The organism is Thermodesulfatator indicus DSM 15286, from assembly GCF_000217795.1.
GTDB lineage: Bacteria > Desulfobacterota > Thermodesulfobacteria > Thermodesulfobacteriales > Thermodesulfatatoraceae > Thermodesulfatator > Thermodesulfatator indicus.
In genome coordinates, this window is sequence record NC_015681.1 from 111,627 (window position 1) to 124,809 (window position 13,183).

At 44.6% G+C, this 13,183-nt stretch carries 13 protein-coding genes, 1 tRNA gene and 1 pseudogene; 11 read left to right on the forward strand and 4 right to left on the reverse strand.

Annotated elements, in window-relative coordinates:
- Positions 1 to 21: 21 nt before the first annotated feature.
- The 5 genes from THEIN_RS00555 to THEIN_RS00575 all read left to right on the forward strand — a co-directional run bounded on the left by THEIN_RS00555 (position 22) and on the right by THEIN_RS00575 (position 4,797).
- Positions 22 to 573 carry a hypothetical protein gene (locus THEIN_RS00555; protein WP_013906743.1) on the forward strand — a complete coding sequence of 184 codons (552 nt, stop codon included), beginning with the start codon at positions 22 to 24 and terminating at the stop codon, positions 571 to 573.
- 110 nt (positions 574 to 683) lie between these two features.
- Entirely contained in the window at positions 684 to 2,093 is a 1,410-nt protein-coding gene (locus THEIN_RS00560) for a hypothetical protein (protein ID WP_013906744.1), read from the forward strand.
- A 162-nt stretch (positions 2,094 to 2,255) separates the two neighbouring features.
- The gene (locus THEIN_RS00565) at positions 2,256 to 2,810 is read left to right on the forward strand and encodes a hypothetical protein (RefSeq protein WP_013906745.1); all 555 of its coding nucleotides are present in this window, start codon (positions 2,256 to 2,258) and stop codon (positions 2,808 to 2,810) included.
- 348 nt (positions 2,811 to 3,158) lie between these two features.
- On the forward strand, positions 3,159 to 4,250 hold the full coding sequence (gene aroC / locus THEIN_RS00570) for a chorismate synthase (protein ID WP_013906746.1): 1,092 nt from the start codon (positions 3,159 to 3,161) through the stop codon (positions 4,248 to 4,250).
- 34 nt (positions 4,251 to 4,284) lie between these two features.
- A complete protein-coding gene (locus tag THEIN_RS00575) occupies positions 4,285 to 4,797 on the forward strand; it encodes a flagellar basal body-associated FliL family protein (RefSeq protein WP_013906747.1) in 513 nt (170 codons plus the stop codon).
- Positions 4,798 to 4,802: 5 nt separating this feature from the next.
- Here the strand turns inward: THEIN_RS00575 and THEIN_RS00580 are convergent, their stop codons facing one another.
- Positions 4,803 to 5,492 (reverse strand): Crp/Fnr family transcriptional regulator, encoded by a 690-nt coding sequence (locus THEIN_RS00580; protein ID WP_013906748.1) that lies wholly within the window; start codon positions 5,490 to 5,492, stop codon positions 4,803 to 4,805.
- Between THEIN_RS00580 and tsaB the strand changes: the two genes are divergently transcribed.
- The 6 genes from tsaB to THEIN_RS00610 all read left to right on the forward strand — a co-directional run bounded on the left by tsaB (position 5,491) and on the right by THEIN_RS00610 (position 9,478).
- Complete coding sequence (gene tsaB / locus THEIN_RS00585) at positions 5,491 to 6,255, forward strand: tRNA (adenosine(37)-N6)-threonylcarbamoyltransferase complex dimerization subunit type 1 TsaB (protein ID WP_052299020.1); 765 nt, start codon at positions 5,491 to 5,493, stop codon at positions 6,253 to 6,255. The two genes, THEIN_RS00580 and tsaB, sit on opposite strands and share 2 nt — an antisense overlap.
- Positions 6,252 to 7,235, forward strand: coding sequence for an ABC transporter permease (locus THEIN_RS00590; protein ID WP_013906750.1), 984 nt, complete (start codon positions 6,252 to 6,254; stop codon positions 7,233 to 7,235). The genes tsaB and THEIN_RS00590 overlap by 4 nt, the downstream gene beginning before the upstream one ends.
- Positions 7,236 to 8,060 carry an ABC transporter permease gene (locus THEIN_RS00595; protein ID WP_013906751.1) on the forward strand — a complete coding sequence of 275 codons (825 nt, stop codon included), beginning with the start codon at positions 7,236 to 7,238 and terminating at the stop codon, positions 8,058 to 8,060.
- A 70-nt stretch (positions 8,061 to 8,130) separates the two neighbouring features.
- Positions 8,131 to 8,571: an Hsp20/alpha crystallin family protein gene (locus THEIN_RS00600; RefSeq protein WP_013906752.1), complete on the forward strand. Its 441-nt coding sequence runs from the start codon at positions 8,131 to 8,133 to the stop codon at positions 8,569 to 8,571.
- A gap of 90 nt (positions 8,572 to 8,661) precedes the next feature.
- Positions 8,662 to 8,749, forward strand: a tRNA-Leu gene (locus THEIN_RS00605).
- Between the two features lie 84 nt (positions 8,750 to 8,833).
- The gene (locus THEIN_RS00610) at positions 8,834 to 9,478 is read left to right on the forward strand and encodes a nitrite/sulfite reductase domain-containing protein (protein WP_013906753.1); all 645 of its coding nucleotides are present in this window, start codon (positions 8,834 to 8,836) and stop codon (positions 9,476 to 9,478) included.
- Between the two features lie 15 nt (positions 9,479 to 9,493).
- Here THEIN_RS00610 and THEIN_RS00615 read toward each other — a convergent pair whose 3' ends face one another.
- The 3 genes and pseudogenes from THEIN_RS00615 to THEIN_RS00625 all read right to left on the reverse strand — a co-directional run bounded on the left by THEIN_RS00615 (position 9,494) and on the right by THEIN_RS00625 (position 13,179).
- On the reverse strand, positions 9,494 to 10,495 hold the full coding sequence (locus tag THEIN_RS00615) for a molecular chaperone DnaJ (protein ID WP_013906754.1): 1,002 nt from the start codon (positions 10,493 to 10,495) through the stop codon (positions 9,494 to 9,496).
- Between the two features lie 419 nt (positions 10,496 to 10,914).
- Positions 10,915 to 11,043 (reverse strand): annotated as a pseudogene (gene nrdD / locus THEIN_RS12115) (anaerobic ribonucleoside-triphosphate reductase); the annotation flags it as partial.
- Between the two features lie 63 nt (positions 11,044 to 11,106).
- Positions 11,107 to 13,179 (reverse strand): ribonucleoside triphosphate reductase, encoded by a 2,073-nt coding sequence (locus THEIN_RS00625; RefSeq protein ID WP_013906756.1) that lies wholly within the window; start codon positions 13,177 to 13,179, stop codon positions 11,107 to 11,109.
- Between the last annotated feature and the right edge of the window lie 4 nt (positions 13,180 to 13,183).

A 13,183-nucleotide genomic window follows, 5' to 3' on the forward strand; every position in this document is an offset into this window, starting at 1 on the left:
CGGAACCTGAGGGAAGACGCAATGGCATATGAGCATTGGAAAAAATTCGTTGTTGGGTCTTTGGTAGGTGCTGTTGCATTTGCAAGTGCTTACATCTTGCCTGCTAAAAAGGCGAGGGCTGAAGACAGGATATTTGCTGCGGTTAGCTTTCCGTTAAGCAGGGATTTCCTTAAAGGTGCAAGGGTTGAAGGCGGCTTTGCGCATCTTGATGACAACACAGGTTACAGTGCTGAACTATTCGTAGCACCTTTTCAGAAAACAATCGGTGTAGGTGCTGACTTATACGCTGGAACAGAAGACCTTGGCGGCTCTTTAGGTGCAGAACTTGGCTACAACATACCAAACCACAGCATTCAAGAAGCACTAAGGGCAAGAATTGAAGCTCTCAAAGGAGCAACAAACCTCGGCGTTAGATTACCTTTAGACGGCATTAAGCCAAAGCTTTCCGGGTTAGAGCTTACCATAGGCGGTGGCACTCAAAAATGGGTTGAAGACAAAAAAGAAGACCCTGCTACTACTACAAGCAGCAGTAACACTTCCACCCCTACTACCCCTCCTGGTGGGCTTGATTAAACTTTCTTTCCTTTAATCCCTCCTTGTTTCACTTCCTTTTAATCTCTTTTAATTTCATCTCTTTTGAATAATAAAAAACATTTAAATTAAAACAGCTTGCCTGCATAGTTATGGCAACCTTAAGAAACCTGTGGGCAAGTTTATTTCTCGTGCTCTTCCTATTTGGCTTGGCCAACGGAGCAGGTATGGAATTTTATTTTGAACCTGATTACACTTATCAAGTATATAGGACGGATAGCACTTACACAGACATACAAAGCTCTGATCTCCTGGCTCAAGGAACGAGTTCTTATCAAGATAGCCTTCCTTCCGGCATTACCCAACACTGGATGGCTTCTATAGGAACGGATGTAGGAAGTAACTATGGTTACGGTAGAATATTCTTTGAACCAAACGATGAAAACCATCTATTACTAAAAAGTTGGATAAACTTTGACCCTAATGCTTACAATGGCTATCCTGATCAAACCTATACCGTAAACGCCGACTTCCCCAAACACTACCGCCAATCTGATCCCACACACCATTACGAACTCCCCGCAGGAGCCAAATGCCAAGCAACATACATCTCTGACAACTATAACGATGCCACCAAAACACTCTCCGTCACCATACAAAACAACCTAAACCCATTACAAACCATCAGCGGCATCCCAATAAAATACAACGGTGTCGAGCTCCACAAAGCAAGCTACTTGCCCCCTGCTCTGGCCGAAACCCTCAAAAAAAACTACTACACCAAATACTTCGCATACCTAAAACTAACCTCAACCACAGGCTCACCCTACAAAGACCTCTACATCTTACCCCAAGAGCTCCAAAAAGACAGCTCCGGCAAACTCAAAACCTACTCCTACCCAAACAACCTATACCCTAACCCAACCACCCTAAAATCCGAACTAGACGACTCCGACACCCTCTCAAACGGCGACTACCTCTACTACAACGGCAGAGAATACCCCAGCTGGTATAACTCAAACCCTCTCTACTATTACTACTCATTCGTCGGCGCACTAAGTTCTGCCAGCAAAATCGACACCTCAAATTACAACATCCCTTCCATAGGAGCCATGAAAGCTTACCCCTATATAACCCTAAAACCCGGCCAAAACACCCTAACCTTCAACCTCACCCCAATCTACAACACACTCCAAAAAGCAGGAATATTTGGCACCTGGACCGCAACACTCTACCTAATCCCTATTGACGGAAAATGCGACCTAAACGAAAATAACCAGCTCAACACCAACGACGCCATAACAACCACCCACGCACTCACCTACCAACTAAACGCCATCAACATCATCCCCGACATAACAAACACAAGCACAGAAATAGTAGATACCAACGCCATGCACAGATTCCGCCACTGCCGCTGGAACACGCTCTCCCACGAACTAGAACTCTCCGACCACACAACTATCCCCTTACCCACCATCACTCCTAAAATAACACTAATAGAAAAAATCAACGGCATAACAATCACCAAAAAAACCATCCCAATAAACCCCGTCTTCTGAAAGAAACGAAGTCCAGGGGTATACTACCTATGTGGCTCTCTCTTACCCTTGAGGGAAAAATCCTGGCCCCCTAACACTCCAACAAATATTTCTTGACAAAGTGTGAAAAGATAAGTATTTATTTCACAATTTTGCTCCTCGTGGAACCTGAGGGAAGACGCAATGGCATATGAGCATTGGAAAAAATTCGTTGTTGGGTCTTTGGTAGGTGCTGTTGCATTTGCAAGTGCTTACATGTTGCCTGCTAAAAAGGCGAGGGCTGAAGACAGGGTATTTGCTGCGGTTAGCTTTCCCTTAAGCAGGGGTTTCCTTAAAGGTGCAAGGGTTGAAGGCGGCTTTGCGCATCTTGATGACAACACAGGTTACAGTGCTGAACTATTCGTAGCACCTTTTCAGAAAACAATCGGTGTAGGTGCTGACTTATACGCTGGAACAGAAGACCTTGGCGGCTCTTTAGGTGCAGAACTTGGCTACAACATACCAAATCACAGCATTCAAGAAGCACTAAGGGCAAGAATTGAAGCTCTCAAAGGAGCAACAAACCTCGGCGTTAGATTACCTTTAGACGGCATTAAGCCAAAGCTTTCCGGGTTAGAGCTTACCATAGGTGGTGGCACTCAAAAATGGGTTGAAGACAAAAAAGAAGACCCTGCTGCTACTACAAACAGCAGCAACTCTGCTACTCCTACTGGCCCACCTATTGGTTGGGATGATTAAACTCTCTTTCCTTTAATCCCTCCTTGTTTCACTTCTTTTTAATCTCTTTTAATTTTATCTCTCTCGAATAATAATGAGGTATAATGAGGTCACTAAATAGGCGGCAATTGAGTCATTGCGAGCGCAGCGAAGCAATCCCTGAGACTGCTTCGATCTCTAATGAGGCCTTGCTGTGACAGCGAGGGTTGCTTTGCTTTAGCGATTATGTCAGCGGCGATACTTTGTCGTGTAAAAAACGCTCGGATTAATATAGGAACTGATGTAGGGGGTAACACTGGTTACGGTAGAATTTAGGTATAAATTCAAAGTTAGGTTAAAATAATAAGCTAAATTGCCAAAGGAGTTTTTATGCCAGGAAATACTTTGGGCCAGGCCTTTAGGATTACCACTTTTGGTGAGTCACACGGAAGGGCCCTAGGCGTAGTAATAGATGGCTGTCCGCCAGGGCTTGAACTTGACGAAGCTTACATCCAGGAAGAACTTGATAAACGTCGCCCTGGAAAGGCCTTAGGTGAGACACCTCGCAAGGAAAAAGACCGTGTTCACCTGCTTTCAGGTGTTTTTGAAGGTCGCACCACCGGTACACCCATTGCCCTCCTAATTTATAACGAAGACGCCCGCTCTAGCGCCTACGAAACCATAAAAGACATTTTTAGACCAGGCCACGGAGACTGTACTTATTTCTGGAAATACGGATTGCGTGACTGGCGTGGAGGAGGACGCTCAAGCGGGAGAGAAACCGCTGCCCGCGTAGCCGCAGGGGCCGTAGCCAAACGATTGCTTGAAACCTGGAACATAGAAGTCCACGCCTATACTGTGGCCTTAGGCGGGGTTAAGGCCAGTAAAAGAGACCTATCTTTTATTTACCAAAATCGCCTTTTTTGCCCGGACCCAGAAGCTCTCTCCAAAATGGAAGAACGTATAAAAGAAATTAGAGCCAAGGGAGACTCTATAGGCGGCGTTGTGGAAATTGTGGCTCAGGGAGTGCCTGCAGGTTTAGGCGAGCCTGTTTTTGACAAACTAGATGCAGACTTGGCTAAGGCCCTTATGAGTATCGGCGCGGTAAAAGGCGTAGAAATTGGCGCCGGTTTTGCCGCGGCTGAACTCCTGGGCTCAGAAAATAATGACGAAATTACGCCACACGGTTTTAAAACCAATAACGCCGGAGGAATTCTTGCCGGCATCTCAAACGGAGATGAAATCATCTGCCGCGTGGCGGTAAAGCCCATACCCAGTATTAGCAAAGAACAGGAAACCGTAGATGAAAGATTAAACCCGAGAAAAATAAAAATTGGTGGCCGCCATGATGCCTCAGCTATCCCTCGCATTGTGCCTGTCTGCCAGGCCATGGTACGCCTGGTCCTGGCTGACCACCTACTACGGCAGCTAAGCCTCTCCCCTTTTACCAAATGGACTAAATACCCTTTCTCTGAAAAATAAAGACTAAAACCGATTTGGCCGAAAATAAATACAAATGAAAAAACAATACGTATATATTGCCCTTCTGTTAACTATTTTGATTTTGGGAGGACTTTTGGTATTCGGCCCTACCAAAATCATTTTCAAAAATAGGGCCCCCTCAAAAGAAGAAATTCCCTCTATGCTAAAGGCCCTCCCGTTTGAAAATAAAAAACCAAGGCCTCAGAAATACGAAAAACTTATGGCCAGTCTTAAAGATAACGAAATATTCATCGAAAAATTGATCTTTTCTCCTAAAAACGCTCCCCGAGGAACTTATGTATATTTTGACCTGGTAATCCGTTTTAAAGAAAAAAAGACAGCTAAAAAGTTCAAAGAAGCCAAAGACCTTTTGGAACACGAAATGATTTCTAGGCTAAGCCAGTGGGATTGGCTTGATTTTCAAAACGCTGACGGGCTCCAACTAATTAAGAATGATCTTTTGCGTTATCTCCAACAGAAACACGGCTCACAAATAGCAAGTGTCTATTTTATCCGTTTTAAAATTGGCAAACAAAAGGGGTTGTAGGAAATTCATACACTAAAAGGCTTGATACCAGCAGCGATTTCCGAAAGCCCTTCCCTGTCAATAATTTTTACCTGTTTCCCTCGACTTTCTATAAGGCCAAGTTTTTGTAGTTTGCTGAACATACGGGAAAGAGTTTCAGGGGAAGTACCCAAAAAACTGGCTAGCTGGGTTTTGTTCATACCGAGGTCAAACTCCTCTGCCCCTGTTTGCTCATGCCGATAAAGCAAATAAGAGGCAAGCCTTTCAGAAACTTCTTTCAAGGCCAGAGCTTCTACCATGGCCACTAGTTGGCGTAATCTTTGCGACAAAACACCCAGTATATTCAAAGCCAGAGAGGGATCCTTTTTAATCAAATCAAGAAACTCCTGGCGGGAAAAATATAAAAGTTCTCCGTTGGTTAAGGCCATAGCGTGGGCCGGAAAGTCAAATCCAGCAAAGACCGGGACTTCGCCAAAGGGCTCTCCCGGACCGAAAAGATGAATAATTTGCTCTTTGCCGCTGGGAGATTCTTTATAAATTTTCACCTGGCCCTTATAAACAATGTAAAAACCCCGGGCCGGATCACCTTCTTGAAATATAAATTCGCCTTTGCGCATTTTTTTAACGTGAGCAATACGGCTAACAGCCTCTAAATATTTGTCAGAAAGGCCTTTAAAAAAGAAGGTCCGGGCCAGGAATTCTTTTTTATTTTCCATGGCTTGCAAAACTCCTTTCTCCGCCTATCATAACCAGAATATGAGTAACCTGAAAAGTGAAAGCCCTTTAATTCTTGCTATAGAAACAGCAAGCCCTTGCGGTGGAGTAGCCATAGTAGGAAAAGAATTACTTGGCGAAATAACGCTGGCCAGCCAGGAAACCCACTCGCGCCGTCTGATGCTGGCCATTGATTACCTTTTAAAACAACTAAAACTTGATTTGAAGGACTTAGCGGCTATTGGTATTGGGCTTGGCCCTGGAAGTTTTACTGGCTTGCGCATAGGGCTGGCCACAGCTAAAGGGCTTCACTTGGCCAGCGGACTCCCCTTGATTGGCATTTCAACCCTTGAAGCCTTAGCGTATTCTCTCATCATATCAGAGAAACCTGTCTGTGCTCTCCTTGATGCCCGAAGAAACCAGGTCTATACCGCTATTTATCAACCAAAAGATGAAGGCCTTGAAGAAATTATGCCCCCTGCCCTTCTTACCCCTGAAAAGCTCGCCAAGCGCATAAAAGAGCCGACTTATTTTGTAGGCGATGGAGCCAAGGTTTATAATGCTTTGTTTCAAGAAATGCTAGGAGACAAGTTTTTACTAGCTCCGCCTAATTTGCGTCACCTAAGAGCGGCCAATGTAGCCTTTTTAGCGAGAAAGCGCTATTTGGACGGAGAAATTGATGACCCCTTTAAATTATTACCTATTTATTTAAGGCCTTCAGAGGCGGAACTCAAAAAAGTAAAGCTAGGAGCTTCAAAGCCATGATACGCTGGCTGGCCCGCCGGTTATTAACCCTTATCGTCACCTTTTGGGGAATCACTATTATTTCGTTTCTGGTAATAAGGCTTGCCCCTGGAGAACCCATAAGCCCTATGGCCGATTTTAACCCTAAGTTCACGCCCGAGATGCGCGAGAGGCTTCGTGCTCAATACGGCCTTGATAAACCCTTGTACGTTCAGTACTTCCGCTGGGTAAAAGGTCTTTTAACCCTTGACCTTGGCCGTTCTTTTGCCCCTGACCGCCGCCCAGTCTGGGATAAAATAAAAGAGCGACTGCCGATAACCATTCTCATAAACGTCCTTTCCATGGTGATAATCTTTGCCGTGGCCTTACCTATAGGTGTAGCCTCAGCTGTTAGGGAGGGTAGCCTTTTTGACCGGGCTACTACGGTTTTTGTCTTCATAGGCTACGCCATGCCGGGCTTCTGGCTAGCTCTCCTTCTCATGTGGCTTTTCGGCATCAAGTGGCCTATTTTACCTATCTCTGGCGTCCACTCCCTTATGGGCTATGAAAGCATGAGCACTTTTGAAAAAATCCTTGATTGGGCGAGACACTTGGTTTTGCCGGTGCTGGTATCGGCCTTTGGCGGCCTGGCCGGGCTCTCGCGTTTTATGCGCTCTTCTATGATAGAAGTTCTGCGTCAGGATTTTATTGTCACCGCGAGAGCTAAAGGCCTTCCCGAAAGGGTGGTCATATATAAACACGCCCTTAGAAACGCCCTTCTTCCCGTAATCACTCTGCTGGGCCTTTCGGTGCCAGGTTTGGTGGGTGGAAGCGTAATCTTTGAATCTATTTTTAGCATTCCAGGGGTTGGCCAGCTCATGTGGCAGGCGGTTATGGCCAGAGACTACCCGGTGATTATGGGCAGTCTGGTAATCGTTTCGGTGCTCACTCTCCTTGGCAACTTGATTGCTGACATTTGCTACGCCTTAGCTGACCCAAGAATCAGGTTAGGGAAGACTTAAATGTTTAGGGAACTCTTGCGTAATCCATTAGGGCTTGCTGGTGGATTGGTAGTCTTGCTCTTGATAATAGTGGCGGTGTTTGCGCCTTACCTTGCTCCCTATGACCCTCTAGCCATTAACGTAGAGGCCGTGCTAAGCCCTCCAAGTTTTGCTCACCCGTGTGGGACGGACCTTTTGGGACGCGATGTTTTATCACGTCTTGTTTACGGAGCAAGGGTTTCCTTAGAAGTGGGAGTCATCGCTGTGGGTATTTCTCTGGCCATTGGGGTGGTACTTGGGGCTCTTGCTGGCTACTACGGTGGTTTTGTAGATAACATAATTTCACGCTTTATAGACATAATGCTTTGTTTTCCATCTATTTTTCTAATACTGGCTGTTATTGCCTACCTTGAGCCGTCAATCGTAAACATCATGATAGTCATAGGGCTTACCAGCTGGATGGGAGTAGCGAGACTTGTGCGTGCCGAGTTTTTGAGCCTAAAAGAAAGAGAGTTCGTCCTGGCGGAGAAGGCCTTGGGAGCTAATAACTGGCGTATCATCTTTTTTCATATTTTGCCCAATGCCTTGCCCCCAATTTTGGTATCCGCTACTTTAGGAGTGGGAAGTGCCATTCTCGTAGAATCAGCCCTTTCTTTTTTGGGCCTTGGCGTCCAGCCGCCCATGCCTTCCTGGGGGAACATGTTAACCGAGGGTAAGGAAACCCTTGACATTGCCTGGTGGCTTTCGGTTTTCCCGGGAATGGCCATTTTAATCACCGTGCTTGCCTTTAACCTCCTTGGTGAAGCTATTCAGGAAGCAACTGATCCTCGCCGCCAGAAACGCTAATTCAGGGAGATTGACTCCACTTTTGCTGAACTTATCTTTTTGGTAGAAAAACTAAAAGGAGGTGATAACCATGCCTGAGCTCGTACCTTTCAGACCACTTCGTGAGCTCAAGCGTGAAATGGATAGACTCTGGACGGAATTCTTCGGTAAAGAGACTTTACCTGAAGTATTTGAAGCTGAATGGGTGCCAGCCCTTGATGTTTCAGAAACTCAAGATGCCGTTATTGTAAGGGCTGATGTCCCAGGAATTGACCCGAATGAACTGGAAATTACAGTTTCTGGAAATACGTTAACTATTCGCGGTGAAAAGAAACAGGAACGTGAAGAAAAAGGCGAAAACTTTTACCGGATTGAACGCAGCTACGGAAGCTTTGTGCGGAGTATCCAACTCCCTGCTGATGTAGATACCGATAAAGTAGAAGCCACTTATAAAAACGGTGTACTGAAGATAGTCTTACCCAAAAAGGCCGAAGCTAAAGGTAAACAAATCCCCGTCAAAGTAGAAAAATAGGCAAACCTCCCGCCTGGCCCGCCAAAAGGCGGGCCTTTCTTATAAAGCCCTCTTGACGAATGCCTATTTTCTTGACAATTTGAAAGGGCCGCGGGAGTGGCGGAATTGGTAGACGCTCCGGACTTAGGATCCGGTGGGGCTATTCCCCGTGGGGGTTCAAGTCCCCCCTCCCGCACCAAGCTTTTTAAATCCCCTCTTGTTAAAATGGACTAGTTTAAATTATGTAAGCTATTTCTTCTGAGTTTCAATAAAGGAGGGCATTATGCAACCAGGTCTTATTCCTCAAAAAGATGGAAGCGTGGCTATAAGTTTTGAACTACCTCAAGCCCAAGTTTCTGCAGAGATCTTACAAGTACTTGCTGAACTAGCCCGCGAAGGGGCCATTATTCATCCCACTACTGCCCAAAAAATAATGATTTTGAGGCTTGACGAAGAAAAAGCTCTCGACGCCTTAAAGCGTCTAGAAAAAGCTGGAGCTTTCATCCGCAAGGCTGGCAAAAGTCTTCAGCCCCGCACCTGTGTAGGATTACCTTTTTGTAAAATTGCCCTTAAAGAAACTTTCCCTCTTTCAGAAGCTATATGGGAGGCCTTCCCCGCAGAAGAACTTCCACATAAATTCAAAGTAGCCGTTGCTGGCTGTCCGGCTTGTTGTTGCTGGGCCAACACTGTGGACCTTGGTTTTGTGGGCGTACGAGAAGGATACAAAATTTTGGTGGGTGGAAAAGGCGGCTATAAACCCAAAGCAGCTACTTATTTGACCACGGTTTCTTCAAAAGAAGAAGCCATTTCTATTATGAGAGGTGTGCTTAACTTTTTTAAAGAAAAAGGTGAAGAGAAAAAACGTTTTGCCGTTCTACTAGAAAAAGAAGGGATAGATAGCCTTAAAAAGTATCTCAATTTGTCGTAATAAGAAGGCCCAAAATTAGATAAGTCTCTGATAACCTTGTAGTTTCATAAGTTCTTCATAAAGCTTGCGCAGTTTAATAAAGGCTTCGTGCTCACCCCCTTGGTCGGGGTGTAGCTCTCTTGCTTTACGCCTAAAGAGAGTTGAAAGTTCGTCTTTATTTAAGCGAATAATTTTTTCAGGCGAAAGGCCAAATAGGCCTGCGGCTTCATGGGCTACATGATATAAGTCAGCCCGACGTTTTTCGAGTAGTCTGGCTTCACGTTCTTCAAAAAAGCGGCGTTCTTGAGCTAACCGATCAAAATACATAATCACGTAACGGGAAAGATATTCTTTTAATACCTGGTTTGGCTCAAGCCCCATAAGGTACTTTTCGTCTTCCAGCAAAAGACATAATTCACAAAGAAAGGCCTCATCTATCTTTTCCATTGCTTGGGCCTCAGGCATATAACGGCTTAAACGATTGGGAAAGTGCTTGGCTAGACCAAAAGATGTGTAAATATAGGCTAATGTCTCCCGAGGACGCAATTTTTCTTCAGCAACCATGATGTATTGTTCTATTTCGTCTCGACTTTTCTGATAAAGAACATTTAAAAAGCCGAGAGGCCGCTTTAATAAGAAATCAACTTCAGTTCCGCCAAATTTTAAAAAAAGAAGCCTCCGACAATCAAATATGTGGTATTTCTGCTGAAGTGCTAATTGTTCACGAGCAGAAAGACGATTTCTTTTAACAACCTGGTGCGCCGAAAAATTTTCTATTACGCGGCGGATATGAGGATCTACAAAAGGCCAAAATATCTTTTCTAGTTCCCACTGGTCAGTTTTAACTCCTTTTTCCGCAAGGCTTTCGATTATTTCTTCTTTAATATAAAAGCTATTGCCACCAGGATAGACAATAAAACGAGAAGGATCTCTTCCTAAAGCTATTAAATCACGACTTCGCCAAAGCCCATCAGCAAAATATGATTCTCGCAGAAAAAAATAAGTGTATTTTCCTCTTTTTTGCCGCGCTAAGTACATAAATTAAATATAGCACCTGAATACACAAAATCTATAAACTCAGACATAAAAGCCCAAAAGATTGTCTGTGTTTTATGTTCCGACAACAAATAGACCGTTATAAAATCCCAAAAGTATAAATTGGGATTGCTTCGGCTGCTCTCGCTGCCTCGCATGACTGCTACATTGTCACTGCAAGCCCTTACCATATTTGTCACTGCGAGGAGCCGGAGTGAGATCCCTTCGCTAGCGCTCGGAACAGGCGAAGCAGTCTCTTCCGCCATCCTCCATCTACCACCAGCCATCGGCCATCTACCATTTACTCACGGCGAGCCTGGAGGGCGAAGCAGTCTCTTAAAAAAGCATTTTGCCAAGATGTTAATAACAAAAACGAGGTGAAAAAGACGTGATAGATGTAAGGGGGGAAGGCCCCCCTTGATTTAACGGCAGCCGCAACCAGTTAAGCGGCTTATAGGAATGTGTTTTCTTTCTTTGAATTCCTGCTGTTTACCTTTATTCCAGTTCTGTACTGGGCGAAAATAACCCACTACCCGAGAATAGACTTCAACTGGTACGGCTTTTACCTTAACCTTAGGCATAACGGTTTTATTTTCCATTCTTTTACTCCTCCTCTAATTTATTTTGCGATAAGCTTTATCTGCCAAAGTAGCAAGATCTAATTCGTTTAGTTCTACTTCACGTCCAAAAAGGGCAAGCTCCTTTTCGGTATGAGGATACGGACACACTACGTGTTTCCCGGGAATATAGCCGTGCACCGGACAAACTGAAAAGGTAGGCGTAATAGAGAAATAAGGGAGTTTAAAACGATTGACAATAGTGCGTACCAACTGCTTTACGATATTGGTATCAGGAATCTCCTCACCAATAAAGAGGTGAACTACTGTTCCCCCGGTAAAAAGGGTTTGCAGGTCGTCCTGATGGGTAAGGATTTCAAAGATATCATCGGTATAGTTTACCGGAAGATGGACTGAGTTAGTGTAATAAGGAACTTCGTCAGTACCAGCGGTGATGATACGGCTAAATTTCTTTTTATCAATTTTTGCCAATCGGTAACTTGCCCCCTCTGCTGGGGTAGCCTCAAGGTTATACAGATTTCCTGTCTCTTCCTGAAATTCAAATATCTTTTCACGCATGAAAAGGAGCACTTTCTTGGCCCATTCTTTGCCAACTTCAGTGTAGATAGGCTCACCTACAAAGTTCAAACAGGCTTCGTTCATACCAATGATACCAATAGTGGAAAAGTGATTTGTCCAGTAGGCACCAGTTTGTTCTTTAACCCCGGCGAGATAAACTTTTGAATAGGGATAAAGTCCTTTTTCCGTAAAGTCTTCAATTACTTTGCGTTTAATCTCTAGAGAGACTTTTGCAAGCTCCATAAGACGAATAAGCCGGTCAAAGAAGTCTTCCTCACAGGTAGCCAGATAGGCAATGCGAGGCATATTAAGGGTAACCACCCCAATTGAACCAGTAAGGGGGGCTGAACCAAAAAGACCACCTAACCGTTTGCGAAGTTCGCGATTATCAAGACGCAAGCGACAACACATAGAACGGGCATCGTTAGGGTCCATGTCAGAGTTAACAAAGTTGGCAAAATAAGGAATGCCGTATTTCCTCGTCATCTCCCAAAGGGGTTCAAGTTTTTCGTTATCCCAATCAAAATCAGCGGAGATATTGTAAGTTGGAATGGGGAAGGTAAAGATACGGCCTTTGGCATCGCCTTCCATCATGAGCTCACAAAAGGCCTGATTAATCATGTCCATTTCTTCCTGAAAATCAGCATAAGTTTCCTCTTTTAATGCTCCGCCAATAACTACTGCCTGGTCTTTAAGGGTTTCAGGAACCTTCAAGTCCATGGTGAGATTCGTAAAAGGCGTCTGAAAACCCACCCTCGTTGGTACGTTTACATTGAAAAGGAATTCCTGAAGGGCTTGTTTTACCTCGCGGTAAGAAAGATTATCGTAGCGCACAAAAGGAGCCAACAAGGTATCAAAATTAGAAAAGGCCTGAGCGCCAGCAGCTTCTCCTTGAAGGGTATAGAAAAAATTGACTATCTGACCAAGGGCGGTACGAAAGTGTTTGGCAGGAGTTGATTCTACTTTGCCTGGCACTCCGCCAAAGCCCCTGAGTAAGAGATCGTAAAGGTCCCATCCTACGCAGTAAGGACCTAGGATACCAAGGTCATGGACATGAAAATCTCCTTCACGATGACCTTCACCAATCTCAGCTGGGTAAAGCTTGGTAAGCCAATAACGGGCAACAACTGAAGAAGAAATGTGAAAATTAAGCCCCTGAAGGGAATAATTCATATTTGAGTTTTCCTGAACACGCCAGTCTTCCTGGGTGAGATAGTCTTCAATAAGGTTTATGCCGTCAACAATGGCCTTACCAATTTCACGGGCTTGTTTGCGTTTTTCACGGTAGAGGATATAAGCCTTGGCAATATCTCCGTGGCCGTGGGCAATGAGAGTGTCTTCTATTAAATCCTGAATTTGTTCTACGTGCGGAACGTTTCCAAACTTAAAAAAATTGCGGTAAAGCTTTAAAGCTACCTCATCGGCGATTTCTTCTGCTATTTTACGGTCATCTTTACCAACGGCTTTTACCGCTTTAAAAACTGCACTGGCAATACGACGCCTATCAAAAGGCACAAAACTCCCATCACGCTTTCTAACTAAAGGTTCCATCTCT

What these genes read in the sequence shown, in the direction of transcription:
- THEIN_RS00560 (WP_013906744.1), top strand. Translation starts at nt 684, where the DNA reads ATGGCAACCTTAAGAAACCTGTGGGCAAGTTTATTTCTCGTGCTCTTC.
- THEIN_RS00575 (WP_013906747.1), top strand. Translation starts at nt 4,285, where the DNA reads ATGAAAAAACAATACGTATATATTGCCCTTCTGTTAACTATTTTGATT.
- aroC (WP_013906746.1), top strand. Translation starts at nt 3,159, where the DNA reads ATGCCAGGAAATACTTTGGGCCAGGCCTTTAGGATTACCACTTTTGGT.
- THEIN_RS00565 (WP_013906745.1), top strand. Translation starts at nt 2,256, where the DNA reads ATGGCATATGAGCATTGGAAAAAATTCGTTGTTGGGTCTTTGGTAGGT.
- THEIN_RS00590 (WP_013906750.1), top strand. Translation starts at nt 6,252, where the DNA reads ATGATACGCTGGCTGGCCCGCCGGTTATTAACCCTTATCGTCACCTTT.
- tsaB (WP_052299020.1), top strand. Translation starts at nt 5,491, where the DNA reads ATGGCTTGCAAAACTCCTTTCTCCGCCTATCATAACCAGAATATGAGT.
- THEIN_RS00625 (WP_013906756.1), bottom strand. Translation starts at nt 13,179, where the DNA reads ATGGAACCTTTAGTTAGAAAGCGTGATGGGAGTTTTGTGCCTTTTGAT.
- THEIN_RS00595 (WP_013906751.1), top strand. Translation starts at nt 7,236, where the DNA reads ATGTTTAGGGAACTCTTGCGTAATCCATTAGGGCTTGCTGGTGGATTG.
- THEIN_RS00580 (WP_013906748.1), bottom strand. Translation starts at nt 5,492, where the DNA reads ATGGAAAATAAAAAAGAATTCCTGGCCCGGACCTTCTTTTTTAAAGGC.
- THEIN_RS00615 (WP_013906754.1), bottom strand. Translation starts at nt 10,495, where the DNA reads ATGTACTTAGCGCGGCAAAAAAGAGGAAAATACACTTATTTTTTTCTG.
- THEIN_RS00555 (WP_013906743.1), top strand. Translation starts at nt 22, where the DNA reads ATGGCATATGAGCATTGGAAAAAATTCGTTGTTGGGTCTTTGGTAGGT.
- THEIN_RS00600 (WP_013906752.1), top strand. Translation starts at nt 8,131, where the DNA reads ATGCCTGAGCTCGTACCTTTCAGACCACTTCGTGAGCTCAAGCGTGAA.
- THEIN_RS00610 (WP_013906753.1), top strand. Translation starts at nt 8,834, where the DNA reads ATGCAACCAGGTCTTATTCCTCAAAAAGATGGAAGCGTGGCTATAAGT.